16 protein-coding genes are annotated in these 19657 nt (G+C 67.8%); 2 read left to right on the forward strand and 14 right to left on the reverse strand.

All coding sequences use genetic code 11. The features are described 5' to 3' along the window. Positions 1 to 7: 7 nt before the first annotated feature. A complete protein-coding gene (locus tag AC3ANX_RS02555) occupies positions 8 to 4033 on the forward strand; it encodes a glycosyl hydrolase (protein WP_488335467.1) in 4026 nt (1341 codons plus the stop codon). Positions 4034 to 4284: 251 nt separating this feature from the next. On the opposite strand, the gene AC3ANX_RS02560 is transcribed toward AC3ANX_RS02555, so the two are convergent. Together AC3ANX_RS02560 and AC3ANX_RS02565 are read right to left on the reverse strand one after the other, a co-directional pair. Then, positions 4285 to 5337: a hypothetical protein gene (locus AC3ANX_RS02560; RefSeq protein WP_488335468.1), complete on the reverse strand. Its 1053-nt coding sequence runs from the start codon at positions 5335 to 5337 to the stop codon at positions 4285 to 4287. A gap of 29 nt (positions 5338 to 5366) precedes the next feature. Next, positions 5367 to 6539 carry a CaiB/BaiF CoA transferase family protein gene (locus AC3ANX_RS02565; RefSeq protein ID WP_488335469.1) on the reverse strand — a complete coding sequence of 391 codons (1173 nt, stop codon included), beginning with the start codon at positions 6537 to 6539 and terminating at the stop codon, positions 5367 to 5369. A gap of 160 nt (positions 6540 to 6699) precedes the next feature. Here AC3ANX_RS02565 and AC3ANX_RS02570 point away from each other — a divergent pair, with 160 nt between their 5' ends. Continuing rightward, entirely contained in the window at positions 6700 to 7518 is an 819-nt protein-coding gene (locus AC3ANX_RS02570) for an IclR family transcriptional regulator (RefSeq protein WP_488335470.1), read from the forward strand. Here AC3ANX_RS02570 and AC3ANX_RS02575 read toward each other — a convergent pair whose 3' ends face one another. The 12 genes from AC3ANX_RS02575 to AC3ANX_RS02630 form a co-directional block, all read right to left on the reverse strand. Beyond that, positions 7519 to 8733, reverse strand: a complete 1215-nt coding sequence (locus AC3ANX_RS02575; RefSeq protein ID WP_488335471.1) for an SGNH/GDSL hydrolase family protein — start codon at positions 8731 to 8733, stop codon at positions 7519 to 7521. It lies immediately after the preceding gene. 14 nt (positions 8734 to 8747) lie between these two features. Further along, positions 8748 to 9905, reverse strand: coding sequence for an SGNH/GDSL hydrolase family protein (locus tag AC3ANX_RS02580; RefSeq protein WP_488335472.1), 1158 nt, complete (start codon positions 9903 to 9905; stop codon positions 8748 to 8750). A gap of 1 nt (position 9906) precedes the next feature. Further along, positions 9907 to 12594 (reverse strand): TonB-dependent receptor, encoded by a 2688-nt coding sequence (locus AC3ANX_RS02585; protein ID WP_488335473.1) that lies wholly within the window; start codon positions 12592 to 12594, stop codon positions 9907 to 9909. Between the two features lie 411 nt (positions 12595 to 13005). Further along, positions 13006 to 13845, reverse strand: coding sequence for an SDR family NAD(P)-dependent oxidoreductase (locus tag AC3ANX_RS02590; protein WP_488335474.1), 840 nt, complete (start codon positions 13843 to 13845; stop codon positions 13006 to 13008). 16 nt (positions 13846 to 13861) lie between these two features. Then, entirely contained in the window at positions 13862 to 14215 is a 354-nt protein-coding gene (locus AC3ANX_RS02595; RefSeq protein ID WP_488335475.1) for a HesB/IscA family protein, read from the reverse strand. After that, on the reverse strand, positions 14215 to 14685 hold the full coding sequence (locus tag AC3ANX_RS02600; protein WP_488335476.1) for an SUF system Fe-S cluster assembly protein: 471 nt from the start codon (positions 14683 to 14685) through the stop codon (positions 14215 to 14217). The genes AC3ANX_RS02595 and AC3ANX_RS02600 overlap by 1 nt, the downstream gene beginning before the upstream one ends. A gap of 10 nt (positions 14686 to 14695) precedes the next feature. Beyond that, complete coding sequence (locus tag AC3ANX_RS02605; protein ID WP_488335477.1) at positions 14696 to 15907, reverse strand: cysteine desulfurase; 1212 nt, start codon at positions 15905 to 15907, stop codon at positions 14696 to 14698. Then, the gene (locus AC3ANX_RS02610) at positions 15904 to 16656 is read right to left on the reverse strand and encodes a SufD family Fe-S cluster assembly protein (RefSeq protein WP_488335478.1); all 753 of its coding nucleotides are present in this window, start codon (positions 16654 to 16656) and stop codon (positions 15904 to 15906) included. Before AC3ANX_RS02610 ends, AC3ANX_RS02605 begins: the two co-directional genes overlap by 4 nt. Then, positions 16656 to 17399 carry a Fe-S cluster assembly ATPase SufC gene (gene sufC, locus AC3ANX_RS02615; protein WP_488335479.1) on the reverse strand — a complete coding sequence of 248 codons (744 nt, stop codon included), beginning with the start codon at positions 17397 to 17399 and terminating at the stop codon, positions 16656 to 16658. The genes AC3ANX_RS02610 and sufC overlap by 1 nt, the downstream gene beginning before the upstream one ends. Next, positions 17383 to 17697: a hypothetical protein gene (locus AC3ANX_RS02620; protein ID WP_488335480.1), complete on the reverse strand. Its 315-nt coding sequence runs from the start codon at positions 17695 to 17697 to the stop codon at positions 17383 to 17385. Before AC3ANX_RS02620 ends, sufC begins: the two co-directional genes overlap by 17 nt. Then, entirely contained in the window at positions 17694 to 19166 is a 1473-nt protein-coding gene (gene sufB, locus AC3ANX_RS02625) for a Fe-S cluster assembly protein SufB (protein WP_488335481.1), read from the reverse strand. Before sufB ends, AC3ANX_RS02620 begins: the two co-directional genes overlap by 4 nt. Continuing rightward, positions 19166 to 19606: an SUF system Fe-S cluster assembly regulator gene (locus tag AC3ANX_RS02630; RefSeq protein WP_488335482.1), complete on the reverse strand. Its 441-nt coding sequence runs from the start codon at positions 19604 to 19606 to the stop codon at positions 19166 to 19168. Before AC3ANX_RS02630 ends, sufB begins: the two co-directional genes overlap by 1 nt. Positions 19607 to 19657 lie beyond the last annotated feature (51 nt).

Below are 19657 nucleotides of genomic sequence, written 5' to 3' on the forward strand. Positions count from 1 at the left end.
ACCTGTCATGATCCGCCGCCTCAGCGCGCTTTCGGCCGGCGTTGCGCTCGCCGCCCTCGGCACTTCGGTCGCGTCCGCCGATACAGTGCCCAATCCCACCGACTTCCGTAACCCGCCCGCCGAGGCGCGCCCCCAGACGCTGTATTTCTGGATGAACGGCAACGTCACGCGCGAGGGCATCGACGCCGATCTCGCCGCGATGCGCGACGCCGGGCTGGGCGGCGTGCTCGCCTTCGACGGCAGCAGCGACATCCCCAAGGGGCCGGTCGATTATCTCAGCCCGCAGTGGCTCGACCTGATGACGCACATGATGAAGCGCGGCGGCGACCTCGGGCTAAGCGTGGCGATGCAGAACGCACCCGGCTGGTCGTCGAGCGGCGGGCCGTGGATCAGCCCGGCGCAGGCGATGCAGCAGATCGTCTGGACCGAGACGACGCTCGACGGCGGGCGGCGCGTCGTCACCAAATTGTCGCAGCCCTACACCAAGCTCGGCTTCTACCGCGACGCGATCGTCGTCGCCTATCCGGCCTCGACCAGTGACGAGCATGTGTGGCGCGACGCGGTGGCGGCGATGACGGTCGGCGGCCGTGCGGTGACGGCCGCGACGCTGACCGACCGCGACCTCCACTCCACGGTCGAGATCGCGCCCGACGCGCCGCTGGTGATCGAAACCAAAGCCGGCTTCACCGCGCAGGCGGTGACGCTCTACGCCGACAAGGAACAGCCAGCCTTCTCCGCCGCGATCGAAGCGTCGGACGACGGCAAAGCATGGCGCCCGGTCACGCGCGTCGCGATCGGCGCGGAGCGTGGCATCGAAACGCCCGGCACCGCCAATATCGCGGCCGTCTCCGCGCGCTTCTTCCGCATCACGCCCACCGCCAAGGCGAAGTTGGCCGAAGCGTTGTTCTACGCGACGCCGCGCCTCGCCGACTGGGACATCAAGGCCGAGCATGCTTTCCGCGCGCTGCCCGCGAACGGCGCGGGCAAGGATGCCGCCGCTGCCACGTCGCCCGCGATCGACCCGGCCACGGTGATTGACCTTACCGCCAGGGTCGCCGCCGACGGCACGCTCGACTGGCGCGCGCCCAAGGGCCGGTGGACGATCCTGCGGCTCGGCCACACGCCGACGGGCAAGCTCAACGTCGCCGCCTCCGACTCGGGCCGCGGGCTCGAAGTCGACAAGTTTGACACGAAAGCGGTCGATCACCAGTTCGACAGCAGCCTAGCCCGCGTGATCGCCGCCGCCGACGGACAAGCGCGCGCCGCGTTCAAGCGGGTCGAGATCGACAGCTACGAGGCGGGCTTGCAGAACTGGAGCGACGGCGTGCCCGCCGCCTTTGCCAAGCGCAACGGCTATGCGCTGACCGCGTTCGCGCCCGCGCTGGCGGGTCGGGTGGTCGGCAGCGTCGACACCTCCGATCGCTTCCTGTTCGATTTCCGCCGCACGCTCGCCGATCTGATGGCGGACAATTACTATGGCCGGATGGAGCAGCGCGTGCGCGGTGCGGGCCTTGAGTTCACGGTCGAAGGCTATGGCCCCGGCCCGTTCGACGAGTTGCAGGTGTCGGGCCGCGTGCAATATCCGATGACCGAATTCTGGACGCGCACGCCGTGGACCGACAATCGCAGCGTCAAGATGGTGAGCAGCGCCGCGCATGTGTACGGTAAGGATCTCGTCGCCGCCGAAGCCTTTACCGGCGAGGCCGAGACGAGCCGCTGGGAGGATTATCCTTACGCGATGAAGGCGCTCGGCGATCTGATGTTCGCGCAAGGCGTCAACCGCCTCTACTTCCACCGTTACGCGATGCAGCCCAATCCCAAGGCCGCGCCGGGCATGACGATGGGGCCGTGGGGCATCAACCTCGACGCGAGCAACACCTGGTTCAAATCGGCGAAACCGTGGCTCGATACGCTGGCGCGCAGCCAGTATCTGCTCGGCCTTGGCCATCATGCCGCCGACGTGCTGTATTTCGTTGGCGAGGATAGCCCCAATCAGGCCGAATATATGCGTCCCGATATCTCGCCCGACAGCAATCCGCGCATCGGCACGCACTTCACCCCGGCGATGCCGGCGGGTTACCAATATGATTTCGTCAATGCCGAGGTGCTGAAGTCGGTTACGGTGAAGGACGGTCGCATCGTGCTGCCCAACGGCGCCGCCTACCGGATGCTGGTGCTGCCCGATGGCCTCAAGGGCATGACGCCCGAACTCGCCGACCGGCTGCATGATCTCGTCTCGCAAGGGCTGGTGATGCTCGGCGAGCGGCCCAAGGCGTCGCTGTCGCTCGCGGGCGGCGCAGCGGCTGAGGCGGCGTTCCGCGCCGATGTCGCCGCGCTGTGGGGCGATGCTCCCACGCCGCGCAGCGTCGGCAAGGGGCGGGTCTATACCAGCGGCACGATCGCGGGGGTGCTGGGAGATCTCGGCGTCGGCGCGGATGCCGATTGCCGCACCGCCACGCCCGATGGTCAGGTGGTGTGGCAGCACCGCTCGCTCAGCGATGGCGACATGTATTTCGTCGCCAACCGCCAGCGCCGTGCGGAAACGGTGACGTGCAGCTTCCGCGTCGGCGGCAAGGCGCCCGAACTGTGGAACCCGGAGGATGGCTCGGTCGGCGCACCGGCGGTGTACGATGCGCAAGGCGGGCGTACGCGCGTGTCGTTCGCGCTCGATCCGGCGGGATCGACCTTCGTGATGCTCCGCAAGCCCGCCGCTGCCGGGGCGAGCTGGGCGGCGCGCGACGGCGTGCGGTTCGCCGATCTCGCCGCCACGCCAAAGCCCGTGCCCGCGCCCGCCGATACGTTTACGCTGTCGGTCTGGGCGAAACCCGATATCGACCTGCGGCTGATGCCGTCCGAAAAGACTGACGGACGGATCAACGAAACGGGCAAGTTCTACGTCGTCAATGCGCGATCGGGCGCGGACCTGCACGGCCCTGGCACCGCGGTCGCCGGGCTCGCGGTGGGCCGCAACGGTGCCTATGTAATCGAGCGTGTGTCGGGCGAGGTCGCGCCGGCAGTGCTGGTGTCGCATCAGCCGATCGCGGGCTGGACGCATTTCGCCTTGGTGTACGATCACGGCACGCCGCGCCTCTACATCGACGGCAAGCTCGCGCGGACCGGGCTGAAAAGCGGGCGCACCGTCTTCGCGGGCGGCAGCGACGCGCCCTCGCCGAGCGGCGTCACCTACTTCTTCGAGGGCGACAACGCGCCGCTGACGACGACCGCGCGCGCGCTGTCGGCGGCGGAGATCGCCGCGCTCGCCGCCAAAGGGCCGCCCGCGCCGCCGATCGCGGCCGAGCCGGCGCGGATCGAGCGGACCGCCACCGGCATCCGCGCGCTCGCGTTCGAGAGCGGGCGCTACACGCTCGGCAGCGGCGAGGCGTTCACCGCCGCCGTGCCCGCGCCGGTGACGGTGGCGGGCGGCTGGGCCGTCGCGCTCGAGGCCGGGCGCGGCGCACCCGCGACGGCGGTGCTGCCCAGACTCGAATCGCTCAGCCACAATGCGGTGCCGGGCATCCGCTATTTCTCCGGCACCGCCACCTACGCCCGGCAGATCACGGTGCCGGCCGAGGCGATCCGGGCGGGGCGGCGCACCTTCCTCGATCTTGGCCGGGTCGAGAACCTCGCGCATGTCACCGTCAACGGCCACGATCTCGGCACCGTCTGGAAGGCGCCGTTCCGGGTCGACATCACCGATGCGATGCACGTCGGCGCGAACCATGTGTCGATCGCGGTGACCGATCTGTGGCCGAACCGCATGATCGGCGACGCGCAGGCGCCCGATCCTTACCCCCGCGTCGATTCCGAATGGCCGATTGGCGAGCGCTTCGCCGCCGATGGCAGCAAGACCGACGTGATGGCCAAGAAGTTGGTGACGCTGCCGGAGTGGTATCGCGCGGGCCAGGCGAAACCGGCGGACGGCCGCGTCGCGTTCTCGACCTGGACGTTCTTCCAGAAGGATGAGCCGCTGCTCGATTCCGGGCTGCTCGGCCCGGTGCGGCTGGTGTTCGCGGATACGATCGACGTGCAATGATCGCGGGGTGGGGAGGGCGGGAGCGCTCCCCACCCGTCGCCCCGGCGCAGGCCGGGGCCGCTGCGTGATAAAGCGATGTCCGACCCTCACCCATGCTCCCGCGAAGGCGGGAGCCCAGAGCGACACGCGCCTGCGTTCGTGGCTCTGGACTCCCGCTTTCGCGGGAGAACGGCTGGGGCTCGCGTTCGCTGCCTACGCAGCGAGCGTCGCGTGTGACACCCAGCGGCCCCGGCCTGCGCCGGGGCGACGTTTCACCAGGCGCGTGAGCGCGCCACCGATATGCCGCGCACGTCGTTCGGCCATTTCCCGCCCACCGCGCAGTAGAAATGGTACAGATCGCCCTTGTGGGAGATAAGCGCGGGCTTGTGCGCATAGTCATCGTCGATCGACCCCGGCGCACCCGCATCGACCAGCACGGTGTCGAGCTTGGTGAAGTGCAGCGGGTCGTGCCCGGTCGCGACCAGCTCGCGTGCCTTGCCGTCGGTCGACAGGCCGAAATAGAACATCGCCCATTCACCCCGATGCGTCACCACGAACGGATCGCTTGCGAAGCGGTCGTCATGCGCGCCGGCAGCGCCGTTCCGGAGCAGCGGATTGCCCGCATAGCGCGTCCACGTCTTCAGATCCTTGGAGATCGCCACGCCGGTCTGTTCGTGCCAGCGCTTCTCCTCGGTCTTGGCGTTGTAGAACAGGTAGAAAGTGTCGCCCTGCTTGACCAGATACGGCTTGTAGAGCCCGCCGCGCTCCCATGCCGCGCCACCTTCCGGAAACAGGATCGGCTTGTCGCGCCGCCACGACTTGAGATCGCGGCTGAAGGCGAGGCCGATCACCGCCGGGCCGGATTCATACCCCGCGCTCGGATAGGCGTGCCACGCGCAGACATATTCCCCGTTCACCTGCACCAGCCGACCGGGCGAGGTGAGCTCGTTCTCACGCAGGATCGAGGCGGAGGCGACGTTGTAGCGCGTCACCGGATCGGCAGGATCGCGCGCGAGCATCACGCCCTGCCGCTGCCAGTGGACGAGATCGTCCGACACGGCGATGCCGGTCTGGTAGCCGGTGCCGTCGAACCCGACATAGGTCAGGTAGAAGCGGCCCTCGTGCGAGAAGACGAACGGGCAATCGACCGCTTTTTCATCGAACGTGCCCGCAACGCCCGACCCGCCGAGCACCAATTTGCCGTATTTGTACGGCGTGCGCAGCCCGGCGGCGGGATCACGCTTGGCCAACGCCGGCGGAGCGATCGCCGCGCCTGCCAGCGCGGCCCCGCCGGCGAGCAGATCGCGGCGCGTGGGGGAAGTCATCGAATCCGTCTCCTGATGTTGTGTTTTGTCTAGTCGAGATCGAGCCCGAACTCCGCCGCGATCGCCGCGCTGTGCTGGCCGATCCCCGGCGCGCCGTTGGCGCTGAGCGGGCGCGTGCCGTCGATCCTAAGCGGGCTCGCGGTGGTCTCGATCGTGCCTGATCGCGTGCCGATCCGCTGCAACATCGCCAGCGCGCGAAAACTCTCCGCCTCCAGCAGCGCAGGCCAGTCGAGCACCGGCGCGCACCAGATGCCGGCGGGTTCGAGCACGGCCAGCCAGTCGTCGGTGGTCCGCTCGGCGATCCGCCCGGCGATACGGGCGAGCAATGCGTCGCGATCGGTGAAGCCATCGCCGACGAGGCCGGGCAGATCGAGCAGCTCCTCCAGCCGCGCAAGCGGGGTCATCGCCAGCGCAAGGTGGCTGTCGCGGGTCGCGTACACACCATAAGGCGCGGCGAGATAGGCGTTGGCGCCGTGCGCGGCGGCGCGCTGCGGCGGGCGGCCGCCGTCGTTGAGATAGGTGGTGAGCAGCTCGAACTGGAAATCGACCAGCACTTCGAGCAGGCTCGTCTCGACCTGCCCGCCGACGCCGGTGCGCCCACGCCGCACCAGCAGCGCCATGATGCCCTTCGCGAGCACATGCCCCGCCAACATATCGGCGACCGACAGGCCGACCGGCAGCGGCCCGCTTTCGGCGGTGCCGTTGAGCCACATCACCCCGGAGCGCGCCTGTGCGAGCAGATCCTGCCCGGGCAGCGTCGCCCACGGACCGCCATGCCCGTAGCCCGACACGCTGGCATAGACGATGCCCGGGTTGATCGCGCGCACCGCCTCGTAGCCGAGGCCGAGACGTTCGATCACGCCGGGGCGGAAGTTCTGGATCACCACATCGGCCTGCGCAATCAGCCGGCGCACCGCCGCGATGTGGCGGGGGTTCTTGAGATCGAGCGTGATGCTTTCCTTGTTGCGGTTGATCGCGTGAAACAGCGTCGAATCGTCGTCGATATCGGTGTCGCTCAGGTACATGCGCCGGCACAGGTCGCCGCCGTCGGGCCGCTCGATCTTGATGACGCGCGCACCGAGATCGCCGAGCTGGAGCGCCGCCGCTGGTCCTGCAAGGAACTGCGCCATGTCGAGCACCACCAGCCCGTCGAGCGGCGCGTCGAGCGCGCTTCGCGTCAGGCGGGAGGCGTCAGCGTTCATCGCACGGCTTCTTCACGTATCCACTCCCGCGTAGTTCATATATGAACATACAATGTCCATATGAATTATCAATCGACATGCGACGATGTGCAGCGAGCCGTTGTGGCATTGCCACATATTGAGATACATCAGCCCGGAGGTTTGGAATTCAGGGAACACGATGTCCGACAAGGCTCTGTCGACCGACGAGCGCCGCCGCAAATATGCGGTGCCGGCGCTCGAGAAGGGGCTCGATATCATCGAATATCTTGCCGATCAGGCGGTGGCGCTCACCCAGTCGCAACTGGCGCGCGCGCTCGACCGGCAGCCCAACGAGCTGTTCCGCATGCTCGCCTGTCTCGAAGGGCGCGGCTTCATCGCGCGCGAGGCGACCAGCGGCGGCTATTCGCTGACGCTCAAGCTGTTCCAGCTCGCCCGCATCCATTCGCCTTACGAGCGGCTGGTGGCGACCGCGCGCCCGTTCATGCGCGCGCTGGCGGACGAGGTGCGCGAGAGTTGTCACCTCACCGTGCTGCAAAGCGACCAGGTGCTGGTGCTCGCGCAGGAGGAGAGCCCCAATGCGTTCCGCCTGTCGGTCGAGGTCGGCTCGATGCATTCGGCGATCCACACCAATTCGGGCCGACTGCTCCTCGCCGGGATGCAGGAGCCGGCGTTCGAGGCGCTGCTCGATCGGCTGCCCGAATGGCGCTCCGGCACTGCCGCCGCGCGCAAGCAGAAGCTCGAGCGGATCGCCGCGATCCGCCGCGACGGCTATGCCGAGTCGGTCGGCGAGCGGTTCCTCGGCAGCGCCGACATGGGCGTGCTGGTCGGCAGCCCGGGCGCGCCGCTCAACGCCGCGCTCACCATCGCCACGCTGATCGGCGCGGATGGCGATGCGCGCCACGAACGCCTGCTCGAACCGTTGCGCCGCGCGGCGGAAGCGATCTCGCACGCCGCCGGACTTACGCTCGGCCTGTCGCGGATCGACGCGGAGGCCTGATCAGCGGCAGGCGTCGCGGGCGAGCGTCGCGGCGGCGGCTCTGGCCATGATCGTATAGCCGGCATCATGCGGGTGCAGGCTGTCGGTGCTGCCCGCCGCCGGTGTCATGTGCGTGGGGTGCGCGGGGTCGCGCATCGCTGCGTCGAAGTCGATCACCGCGTCGAACGCGCCCGACGTGCGGATCCATGTATTGACGGTCTGGCGCTTGGCCTCGCCCTCGGGCGTGAAATAGACCGCGCCTTCATAGGGCAGCAACGTCCCGCCGATCACGCGGATACCGCGCGCGTGCGCCCGCGCGATCATCTCGCGATACGCTCCGATGATCGCCTCGGCCGATACCGCCTGATCGGCATGTTCGCGCTGCGCGCTCGCGCCGATATCGTTGATCCCTTCGAGCAGCACCATCGTGCGCACCCCCGGCACCGACAGCACGTCGCGATCGAACCGCGCGAGTGCGTTGGGTCCGCGCCCGTCGTGGAGCAGCCGGTTGCCGCTGATCCCGGCGTTGACCACCGACCAGCAGCGCCCGCCTGGCGCGGCGGCGAGCAGACGCGCGAGCTGGTCGGGCCAGCTCATGTAGGCGCCCGGCGTCGAGGCGGCGCCTTCGGTGATCGAATCGCCGAATGCCAGCAGCGTGCGTGCGGCGGGCGCGGCGGCGACGTCGATTCGCGAGACGATCGCCGGCACGCGCTTGCGGACGCTGCCGGTGAGGGCTGGGGCGGCGGTCTGGTCGCCGGGGGCGACGTCCTCCATCTGGGCATGCGCGGGCGGCATGCTGGTGTCGGGCAGATAGACCGACACGGCATAGTCGGTGCCGGGCGCGACCGGCAGCGCGAGCGGATCAGCGAGCAGCGGCGCACCCGGCGCGATGGTCGCGCCCGGCTGTCCGGCGAAGACGAGCGGGCGCAGCGTGGCGGCGATCGCCCGGCCCGAGGCGTCGAGCCGGGCGATGCTCGCCGCGCCGATCCGCAAGGGCGCGGTGCCGAGTTCGTTCGTGAAGCGGATCTGCACCGTGTCGCTCGCCGCCGTCACGCGGACGATCTGCCGCACGGTCTGATCGTGAAGCGGCGCGCCGAGCGCATCGCGGATGGTGGGTTCGTACCCGATCGGCACGTTGCCATAGGCACCGATCCAGTGACGCTCGGGCTGCGCCGCTGCTGCCGTGAGCACGAGCGCCATCGCGCCGGTCGCCAGCGCCGTTTTCCATCGCGTCATGGTCCTGGTCCTCATCATTCGTTCAACAGCGCGGGGTCGATCGCCGCCGCCATCGCCGCATAGCCGGCATCGCTTGGGTGGAGATGGTCGCCGCAATCCTTGTCCGGGGCGAGCCGGGCGGGATCGTGCGGGTCGGCCAGCGCGCGGTCGAAATCCACCACCGTATCGAACGCGCCTGCGGTGCGGATCCAGCGGTTCACCGCCTGCCGCGCCGCCTCGCCCTGCGGCGTGAAATAGATCGAGCCGCGATACGGCAGCAAGGTCGCGCCGATGATGCGCACGCCTGCGGCATGTGCCCGCGCGATGATCTGGCGATAGGCGGCGATCACGTCGGCCGCGCCGACCGGACCGTCGCTCGCCGGCTTGGCATTGCCCCAGCCGAGATCGTTGATCCCCTCGAGCAGGATGACCTCGCGCACCCCCGCTACCGACAGCACGTCGCGGTCGAACCGCGCGAGTGCGTTTGGGCCCGCACCGTCGCGCAGCAGGCGGTTGCCGTGGATGCCGGCGTTGACCACGCTCCAGTCGCCGAACCTGCGCCGCGTCGCCAGCCGCGCGGCGAAGGCTTCGGGCCAGCCGGTGAAGCTCTGCGGCTGCGCGCGAGCGCCTTCGGTGATCGAGTCGCCGAGCGCCACCAGCACGCGCGCGTCCGGGCGATCGACCTCCACCGCCGCCGCCAGCGCCGGACCACGCCCGGTGCGGCTGTGGCCGTCGGGGTAGCGCACCGCGACCGTCAGCAGATGCGCGGCGGGGGTGGCGGCGGTGGTATATAGGACGGTGACGGCGATACGCTGGGACCGCCGCGTCGCGATCGGCAACGGATCGCTCGTCAATGCGGCACCCGGCGGCAACGTCGCGCCCGGCGCGCCGCCGAAGCGGAGCGGCACGGTGCGGCCGGCGATGTCGAGGGTCGCACCGGCAAAGGCCAGCGGCGCGGTGCCGAGCGCGTTGGTCATCCGCACGCGCAGCCGCGTGCCGCCGGTGCCCAGCACCATCTCCTGCCGCACCCGCGCCCCGGCATAGTCGCGCACGTCCTGTGCGCTCAGCACCGGCGTCGCCGGGAAGGCGGCGGCGGTCCAGGCCGCCGCCCATGACGCATCGGCACGCTGCGAAGACAGCGTACCGAGCGCGAGCGCGAGGGACAGGCGAGCCAGGCCCCTCGCGCGCGTCACCTCAGAACTTCACCCGTACGCCGGCCATGAACTGGCGGTCGTCGATGGTGTACTGGCCGGGCCGCGTCGCCACCGCGTAATATTGCTTGATCTGCGTGCGCAGCAGGTTCTGCCCGTCGATCGTGATGGTGAAGTGCTTGCCGATATCGTAGCTGAGCGACGCATCCAGCCAGCCATAACCCGCCGTATAGACCGGGAAGGTGTAGGAGGTGGTGGTGCCGCCCGGCGGCGTGTACGCACCGGCGAGGATCGAGGACAGGAACTTCGACCGGTAGTTATACGCCACCCGCGCCGAGACGCCGTATTTCTCGTAGATGCCCGCCACGTTGTAGCTGAACTTCGACAATTGCGACAGCGGCGCACTGAACCCGACCAGCGAGGTCGGCGCGTTGCTGTCCGTATAGGTCGCGTTCGCCTGCACGCCGAAGCCCGACAGCGCACCGGGCAGGAAATCGAAGAACTGCTGGTAGCCGATCTCCGCGCCCTTCACCTCGCCCTTACCCGAGTTGAGCGGCTGCGACAGCGTATAGCCCGACAGACCGCCGATCGTGACATTGGGCGTCGAACGCGTGAAGATGAAGCCGTTCACGCTCTTGTAGAAGCCGGCGAGATAGATCGAGGTCGACTTGTTGACGTACCATTCGAGCGACAGATCGACGTTCTTCGACGTGATCGGCTGAAGGTTCGGATTGCCCTGGCTTGCGGCGAGCTGGCCGGGCACCACCGTCAATGCGGGTGAAAGCTGGCTGAAATCCGGGCGCGTCAGCGTCTTCGACAATGCGACGCGGAACTGCAGATTGTCGGTCAGATGCGCGCGGACGTTCAGGCTCGGCAGCCAGTTGTGATAGCTGTTCTTCACCTGCACCGGGTCGATCACGGTCGGCGTGACAGGCTGGAACACGCCGCCGACCAGTGCGGTGCGGCGCTGGTTGCCCGTGATGTAATCGTCGGTCATCACATACCGCACGCCGATGTTGCCGTCGATGCGGATGCCCGCGTCGAAGTCGAACTTGGCCATGCCGTAGAAAGCGGTGGTTTTTTCCTGCGCCGTGAAGGCGGCGAGCAAGCCGTTCTGGATCGCGCTCGCCGTACCAGCCGGCCCGGCGAGGTTGAGTTCGGACAGCACGCCGCCGAAGTCGTTCCGCAGCCGCGAGATGTTCGCATACGGATAGGTGCGCTGGAAATCGACGTCGGCGCCACTGGCGGTGTAGAAATCGTTATAGGCGTTCGCCCCGAATAGATCCGAATAGGCGACCGGATTAGTCGTGGCGGTCTGCCCGGTATAGCGGACCGGGTTGACCTGCGCGATGTTGCGGTCGGCATAGCGGAACCCGCCTTGCAGCGACCTCAGGATCGGGCTGTCGTCGAAGTCGTACTGCATGTCGAGCCGGCCCGCGATCTCGTCGCCGCGGAAATGGTTCTCGTTCCGCGTCAGGCCGCCGACGGTATAGTTGCTGAGATTGGCGAGATCGTACGACCCTGTCGAGGACGAGGGGGGATTGCTGCTGAGGATCTGCGTGAACGTCGGCGCGGTGGTGACGAGATCGAGCTCGGTATAGTACAGGTCGTTCTTCGACTTGGTGTAGGTCACGTCGCCGGTGACGGTGACGCCCTTGACGTTCCACTTCGCGTTGAGGCTGATCGACTTGTTCTCGTCCAGCGTGTCGCGCGCGGTGCCGCCGGCCGTCACGCGCTGCCTCGCATAGGTGGCCTGCGAGATGTCCTGCGTGCCCGAGAACACGGTGGCGCTGCCCGCGACCGGCGTGACGCCGGCCGTCGCGATCAGCGCGTTATACTGGTTCTGCGTGGTCTTGAAGCGCTGGTACTGCCCCTCCAGCGTGAACTCGAGATTGGGGGCAGGGCGCCATTGCAGCGCTGCGTTGGCCCCGATCCGCTTACGCTCGCCCACGACGACGACCTGGTTGTTGCCGTTGGGGGCGAACACGGTCTGGCCGGGGATGAGATCGTTGCGCGGGGTGGGCGCGCCGGTGCCGTCGATATCCTGCCGGTACTTGCGGTCCTGATAGGAGAAGCTGCCGAGCAGGCCGATCTCGCCGATGCCGGTGTTCCACTTGTCCGATGCGAACACCGATCCGCTCGGCGTCGCCTTCTTGACCGAGTCCGCGTAGGTGCCGCGCACCGATCCGCCGACGGTGAGGCCGGGCAGATCGAGCGGCTGGCGGGTGCGCAGATCGACCAGACCGCCAAGCCCGCCTTCGATCAGATCGGCGGTGGACGCCTTGTACACGTCGATCCGCGAAATCAGTTCGGCCGGAAAATCCTGAAGGTTGAAGGTGCGGCCACCACCGGCGGTGAAGGTCTCACGCCCGTTGAGCGTCGTCTCGACCTGTGGGAGGCCGCGGATCGCGATCGACCCGCCTTCGCCGAGATCGCGCGACACCTGCACGCCGGTCACGCGCTGGAGCGCCTCGGTCGCGTTGTTGTCGGGGAGCTTGCCGATATCCTCCGCGACGATCGAGTCGACGATCGTGCCGGCATTGCGCTTCACGTTCGCAGCGGACTGAAGGCTCGCGCGCACGCCGGTGACCACGATGTCCTGCTCGGCCTGCGACGCAGGGCCGGTCTCGGACGCGATGGGCGCATCAGCCGGTGCCGCCTGTTGCGCGAAGGCGGGGACCGCGACCAGCGAGGCGATGGCGGTGCTCGTCAAGAAATACAGCGAACGCATTCGGTAAGCCCTCCTAGATGTTCTTTTTATGCGAAAACGTAACGGAATCAGCGACGTGGCATTCGTACCCGTTGCTGGAAGGTGGTCGGAAAAAGGGGTGGCGGCGAAGGCCGAAACCGAGATCGCTCATGCCCGACGGCCAGGGTGGTGAGGCAAGTATCGGCTCACACGGATGGCGGCGCTGACGCACGCGATTCTGATTTGCTCTCCTCAACCTCGTTGTCCATATATGAATAAGTTGTCCCCATATAAATATCAAACGGATTTTTACGGGCGCGAGGACACGAATCCGCTACTGTGGCCGCGCGGACACAGCGCGCGGAATCGCACGTGCGGGAACGATGGTTTTGGGTGCCTACGCAGCCGCCCAGAAGCACGCGGGCAGGCGTGGCGGATCGCCACGCCGGGCGGTCAGTCCGCCGAAGTCTCCGCCGCGAGATAGGCGGCGAACGCGCCCTCCCACTGGGGGTGCCAGCGCGACAGCGCCGGGCGGTTCTCCGCCAGATCGCCCGCGCTCCAGCGGATGCGCGCGGCGTCGACCTCAGCCGAAACGGCATTGTCGGGGCAGAGAATATAGAAGTCGCCCGCACCGACGCGCGCGAGCATCAGGTCGATGACCTGATCGGCGGTCCACGCCCCCTCGGGCTTGGGACCGTGCGGATCGCGGCTCATGCCGGTGAAGGTCCAGCCGGGCACGAGCAGATGCGCACTCACGGTGCCGCCCGCCTCACGAAGGCCATGCGCGAGCTGTTCGGTCAGCGTGCGCACCCCCGCCTTGGACACCGCATAGGCCGGATGGCCCGGCGGGTTGGTGATGCCCTGTTTCGATCCGGTGTTGATGATCGCGGCGCGCGTGCCTTGCGCCAGCATCGTCGGCGCGAAGGTGTGCACGCCGTGGATCACACCCCAAAGGTTGATGTCGAGGATCTGCCGCCACGCGTCGAGCCCCGACCAATTGTCGTCGTCGCTGCCGCCGATCGCGGCATTGTTCATCAGCACGTCGATCCGCCCGAACGCTTCAACCGCGAGATCGCGCAAGGCCTCGACATCGGCAAGCGCGCCGACGTCCCCGGCCAGCGTGCGCACGTCCCCCGGCAGCGTCGCCGCCAGCGCGTCGAGCGCAGCGGCATCGCGATCGAACAGCACCAGCTTCATGCCCAAAGCGGCGAAGCGGCGCGCGGCGGCGGCGCCGATCCCGCTCGCCGCGCCGGTGACGACGGCGACCGCGCCGGGCTGGAAAAGATCGCTCATGCTGAGGCTCCCGAGGTCAGACCGTGAAGCTCTCGCCGCAGCCGCACGCGCCCTTGGCATTGGGGTTCTGGAACACGAAACCGGCGGCGAAATCGTCCTCGACCCAGTCCATCCGACTGCCGATCAGGTACAGGATCGAGCCGCCATCGACGAACAGGGTGCCGCCGGGCGTATCGATCCGCTCGTCGAACGGTTTGGCTTCCGTCACGTAATCGACCGAATAAGCAAGGCCCGAACAGCCGCGCTTGGGCGTCGACAGCTTGACGCCGATCGCGCCTTCAGGCGCCTTGCTCATCAGTTCGGCGATGCGCGCTTCCGCCGAGGGCGTGAGGTTGAGCGCGGCGGGGCGGGGGCGGGCGATCGTGGCCATTACAACATCCCCAGTTCGAGCTTGGCGTCGTCGCTCATCTTCTGCGGATCCCACGCTGGATCCCACACCAGATTGACCTCGGCGGAGCCGATCCCCGGCACCGCGCCGACGCGCATCTCGACCTCACCCGGCATCGATTCGGCGACCGGGCAATGCGGCGTCGTCAGCGTCATCGTCACCACGGCATGACCCGCCTCGGTCACCTCGACGCCGTAGATCAGCCCGAGATCATAGATGTTGACCGGGATTTCGGGATCGTAGATTTCCTTGAGCGCCTCGATCACGCCTTCGTAGAGTGCGCCGCCCGGTTCGCCCGGCACATCGCTCTGCGGCTTCTGCGCGAGGAACCCGTCGAGATAGTCGCGCTCGCGTGGCGCCGGGGCCGGCGCGGCCGCATCCTCGACGCGCGCGCGCGGCGGGGTCTCGACCGCGTCGACCTGTTCCACCGCAATCCTGCTCTGCTCGTTCATGCCGAAAACCTTACCCAAAAATCCGCGCAACACGTTCGATACCCTTTACCAGCGCGTCGATATCGCGCGCGCCGTTATAGACCCCGAAGCTCGCCCGTGCCGTCGCCGGCACGCCGAGCATGTCCATCAGCGGCTGCGCACAGTGGTGACCTGCGCGGATCGCCACCCGGCTCTCGTCCAAGATGGTGCCGATGTCGTGCGGATGCACCCCCTCGATGTTGAACGAGACGATTCCCGCCGCATCCTCCGGGCCGAACAGCGTCACCGAGTTGATGCCGCGCAGAGCGTCGCGGGTCTGGCGGACCAAGGCGGTCTCGTGCGCGTGGATCGCCTCGAGCCCGAGCGCCTCGACATAGTCGATCGCGGCATGCAGCCCGAGCGCGCCGACGATGTGCGGCGTGCCCGCCTCGAACCGGGTCGGCGGCGGCGCATAGGTGGTGCGCTCGAACGACACGCGGTCGATCATCGAGCCGCCACCCTGATAGGGGGGCATCGCATCGAGCAACTCGGCGCGACCCCACAGCACGCCGATCCCGGTGGGGCCGTAGAGTTTGTGACCGGAAAAGACGTAGAAGTCGCAGCCGATCGCTGCGACGTCGACGGCGAGGCGTGGCACGGCCTGGCAGCCATCGATCAGGATCTTCGCGCCGGCCGAATGGGCGATCTCGGTCGCGCGGCGGGCGTCGAGCACGGATCCGAGCACGTTCGAGACATGCGCGAGCGCAACCAGCTTGTGCTCGGGCCGGATCATCGCCGCCATCGCGTCTAGGTCGATGCGGTGATCGGCGGTGAGCGGGATCACGTCGATCGCCGCCCCGACCTTCTCGGCGGCCATCTGCCAGGGCACGATATTGCTGTGATGTTCGAGCATCGACAGCAGGATGCGGTCGCCCGGCTTCAACTGCTCGCGCGCCCAGCAGGCCGCGACGAGGTTGATCGCTTCGGTCGCGCCGCGCACGAACACGATCTCGTTTTCCGCACCGCCGATGAAGCGCGCCACCCGCCGCCGCGCCGCCTCATAGGCGAGCGTCATGTCGGCGCTGCGCTGGTACACGCCGCGATGCACGGTGGCGTACGTGGTGTCGTAGCCGCGCGCGATCGCGTCGATCACCGCCTGCGGCTTCTGCGAGGTCGCGGCGGTGTCGAGATAGGCCCAGCCTTCGGGGATCGCCGGGAAATCGGCGACCACGTCGAGCGGGCGGGTGGCGGTGAGGGTGCTCACAGCATCCGCTCCAGCGCGGCCTGAGCGGCGGCTTCGACGCGCTCGCGCTCGGCGTCGTCGGCGATGCCGTCGAACACCGATCCGATGAACGCGCGCAGCAGCAGCGCCTGCGCCTCCGCCGGGGGTAGGCCCCGGCTTTCGAGGTAGAACAAAGCGGTCTTGTCGAGTTCGCCCACGGTTGCTCCGTGCGCGCACTTCACGTCGTCGGCGAAAATCTCAAGCTCGGGCTTGGCGTTGGCGGTGGCGGTGCGCGCGAGCAGCATCGCCTTCACGCTCTGCGAGGCGTCGGTCTTCTGCGCATGCCGCGCCACCGCGACCTTGCCAAGATAACTGCCGGTCGCCCGCCCACCCAGCACCGAACGCACCACCTGGTTGGAGGTCGCATTCGGCTCGATATGGTTGAGCGTGGTGACGATCTCGAGCGTCTGGTCGCCGGCGCCGAGCATCGCCGCGCCCAGTTCGAAATGCGAGCCCTCGTGGCACGTCACGTCGATCGTCACCCGGCCGAGCCTGCCGCCGGTGTTGAGCACATGGAACGTCGCGGTCGCGCCGGCACGCACGATCACGCGATAGTCGCGGATCGCGGCGGCATCGGTAGCGGCATCCTGCACGATCACGCGCGCGAGGCTCTCGCCGGCCGGCACCTCGATCACCTCAGGCGCGGGAACCGGCCAGACCAAGGCGACGGCTTCGAGATCGCTGTACCGCCACGCTTCGTCGCGGCGGGTGGGGAGGGCGAGCGCGTCCACTATGCCGCAACCTCGGCATAGCCGGCGGCTTCGAGTTCGAGCGCCAGCTCGGGGCCCCCGGTCTTGACGATGCGGCCGCCGGCGAGGACGTGCACCACGTCGGGCTTCACGTAATCGAGCAGCCGCTGATAGTGGGTGATGAGCAGCACCGCCTTGTCGGGCGCGCGCATGATGCGGTTGATGCCGTCGCCGACCGCACGCAGCGCGTCGATGTCGAGCCCGCTGTCGGTTTCGTCGAGGATCGCGAACTTCGGCGAAAGGATGCCCATCTGCACCATCTCGTTGCGCTTCTTCTCGCCGCCCGAGAAGCCGACGTTGACCGGGCGCTTGAGCATCTCGGCATCCATGCCGAGCCCGGCCGCCTGCGCGCGCGCGACCTTGAGGAACTCCGCGCCCGACAGCGGCGCCTCGCTGCGGCCCTTGCGCTGCGCGTTGAGCGCCTCGCGCAGGAATTGCACGTTGGAGACGCCGGGGATCTCGACCGGGTATTGGAAGCCGAGGAACAGTCCCGCAGCGGCGCGCTCGTGCGGCGCCAGTTCAAGCAGATCGACGCCGTCGAACTCGACCGACCCGCCGGTCACCTCATAGCCGGGCCGCCCGCCCAGCACATAGCCGAGCGTCGACTTGCCAGCGCCGTTCGGCCCCATGATGGCATGCACCTCGCCCGCGTTGACGGTGAGGGTCAGGCCCTTGAGGATTTCCTTGCCGTCGATTTCGGCGTGGAGGTCAGTGATTTTGAGCATTGTCATTCCCTTGGTCGCCGCGCCCCGCGCGGACGAAAGCGATCAGCGCGGTGTCCACGCAATTCGCGAGCGGTTCGCCGCCGCGATAGCCGTTTGTCACGCACACCCGCGTACTCAGGCACGCTTGGCGGTCGATGGTGGCGTCGCCGCTCGAAACGGTGACTTCGCAGCGGCGCACCTGACCGCGACGGTCGATATTGGCGCTGATGCGCAGACGGCGCAGCCGCTCGCCCGTCACCACGATGTCGGGCGCGTCGGTGGTCTGCATGGCGATCATGGTCGCGGCGGGCACGATCACCCCACCGAGCCTTCGAGGCTGATGCCGAGCAGCTTCTGCGCCTCGACCGCGAATTCCATCGGCAGTTGCTGGAGCACTTCCTTGGCGAAACCGTTGACGATCAGCGCCACCGCCGCTTCCTGGTCGAGCCCGCGCTGCATCGTGTAGAACAACTGGTCGTCCGAAATCTTCGAGGTGGTCGCCTCATGCTCGATCTGCGCCGAGGGGTTGCGCACCTCGATATAGGGCACAGTGTGCGCGCCGCACTGGTCACCGAGCAGCAGCGAATCGCACTGGGTGAAGTTGCGCACGCCCTCCGCGCCGGCGGCGACGCGCACCAGCCCGCGATAGGTGTTGTCCGAGCGGCCGGCCGAGATGCCCTTCGAAACGATCGTCGAGCGCGAGCCCTTGCCGTTGTGGATCATCTTGGTGCCGGTGTCGGCCTGCTGGCGGTTATTGGTCACCGCCACCGAATAGAATTCGCCGACCGAATTCTCGCCGTTGAGCACGCACGACGGATATTTCCACGTCACCGCACTGCCGGTCTCGACCTGCGTCCACGATACCTTGCTGCGCGCGCCCTGACACAGAGCGCGCTTGGTGACGAAATTGTAGATGCCGCCCTTTCCGTTCTCGTCGCCGGGATACCAGTTCTGCACGGTCGAGTATTTGATCTCGGCATCGTCGAGCGCGACCAGCTCCACCACCGCCGCGTGCAACTGGTTCTCGTCGCGCATCGGCGCGGTGCAGCCTTCGAGGTACGAGACGTACGCGCCCTTGTCGGCGACGATCAGCGTGCGTTCGAACTGGCCGGTATTCTCCGCGTTGATGCGGAAATAGGTCGACAGTTCCATCGGGCAGCGCACGCCTTCGGGGATGTACACGAACGTCCCGTCCGAAAAGACCGCGCAGTTCAAGGCCGCGAAGTAATTGTCGTGCATCGGCACGACCCGTCCGAGCCACTTCTTCACCAGCTCGGGATATTCGCGAATCGCCTCGCTGATCGAGCGGAAGATCACGCCCGCCGCCTCAAGCTCCTTGCGGAAGGTGGTGGCGACCGAAACCGAATCGAACACCGCATCGACCGCGACTTTCCGAGGCGGCGTGCCGCCCTCGACCCCGGCGAGCAGCTTCTGCTCCTCGATCGGGATGCCGAGCTTCTCATAGACCTTGAGGATTTCGGGATCGACCTCGTCGAGCGAGCCAAGCTTGGGCTTGGCCTTGGGCTCGGCGTAATAATAGGCGTCCTGATAGTCGATCGGCGCAATGTCGAGCTTGGCCCAGTCGGGCGAGGGCATGGTCAGCCAGTGGCGATAGGCCTTGAGCCGCCAGTCGAGCATCCACTCGGGTTCGCGCTTCTTCGCGGAGATGAAGCGGACCGTATCCTCGCTCAGCCCCTTGGGGGCGAAATCCTGTTCGATGTCCGACGAAAAGCCCCATTCATAGGTCTTGTTCGCGGCGGCGAAGGCGTCTGCGTTGCGGGTGGCCATTATGCGTCAATCCTAACAGCGTTCGTGTCGGCCGGCGGCTGCGCGAGGCTGGCGAGCGACACGCCCGCCAAAGCCCCGCGCACCGCGCCGTTCACGACGTTCCAGTGCGGCTTCATCTTGCAGGAGTCGTCGATCTGGCAGTCGTGCGACCGCGCTTCGACACACGCGGTCATCGCGATCGGCCCTTCGATCGCCTCGACGATCTCGGCGAGCGTGATAGCGGAAGGGGGGCGCGACAGGCGGAAGCCGCCGCCGGTGCCACGCGCCGATTCGATCAGCCCCGCGGCCGAGAGCTTGCTGACCAGCTTCTGCACGGTCGGCAGCGGCAGCCCGGTCTCATCCGCCAATACGGTCGCGTTGAGCCGGCCCGCCCCGCCACAGCGACGCGCGGCGGCCGACATCATCACGACGGCATAATCGGCGAGGCTGGAAAGGCGCATGTTTGCGAGCGGTTCTCAAATCCGACAAGATCGTTCCGATTGGGCATGTGG

The sequence above is a fragment of the Sphingomonas sp. BRN-1R genome (assembly GCF_057748035.1).

Coding starts and splice junctions, on each gene's coding strand:
- AC3ANX_RS02555 (WP_488335467.1), top strand. CDS start 8: ATGATCCGCCGCCTCAGCGCGCTTTCGGCCGGCGTTGCGCTCGCCGCC.
- AC3ANX_RS02560 (WP_488335468.1), bottom strand. CDS start 5,337: ATGACTTCCCCCACGCGCCGCGATCTGCTCGCCGGCGGGGCCGCGCTG.
- AC3ANX_RS02565 (WP_488335469.1), bottom strand. CDS start 6,539: ATGAACGCTGACGCCTCCCGCCTGACGCGAAGCGCGCTCGACGCGCCG.
- AC3ANX_RS02570 (WP_488335470.1), top strand. CDS start 6,700: ATGTCCGACAAGGCTCTGTCGACCGACGAGCGCCGCCGCAAATATGCG.
- AC3ANX_RS02575 (WP_488335471.1), bottom strand. CDS start 8,733: ATGACGCGATGGAAAACGGCGCTGGCGACCGGCGCGATGGCGCTCGTG.
- AC3ANX_RS02585 (WP_488335473.1), bottom strand. CDS start 12,594: ATGCGTTCGCTGTATTTCTTGACGAGCACCGCCATCGCCTCGCTGGTC.
- AC3ANX_RS02590 (WP_488335474.1), bottom strand. CDS start 13,845: ATGAGCGATCTTTTCCAGCCCGGCGCGGTCGCCGTCGTCACCGGCGCG.
- AC3ANX_RS02595 (WP_488335475.1), bottom strand. CDS start 14,215: ATGGCCACGATCGCCCGCCCCCGCCCCGCCGCGCTCAACCTCACGCCC.
- AC3ANX_RS02600 (WP_488335476.1), bottom strand. CDS start 14,685: ATGAACGAGCAGAGCAGGATTGCGGTGGAACAGGTCGACGCGGTCGAG.
- sufC (WP_488335479.1), bottom strand. CDS start 17,399: ATGCTCAAAATCACTGACCTCCACGCCGAAATCGACGGCAAGGAAATC.
- sufB (WP_488335481.1), bottom strand. CDS start 19,166: ATGGCCACCCGCAACGCAGACGCCTTCGCCGCCGCGAACAAGACCTAT.
- AC3ANX_RS02630 (WP_488335482.1), bottom strand. CDS start 19,606: ATGCGCCTTTCCAGCCTCGCCGATTATGCCGTCGTGATGATGTCGGCC.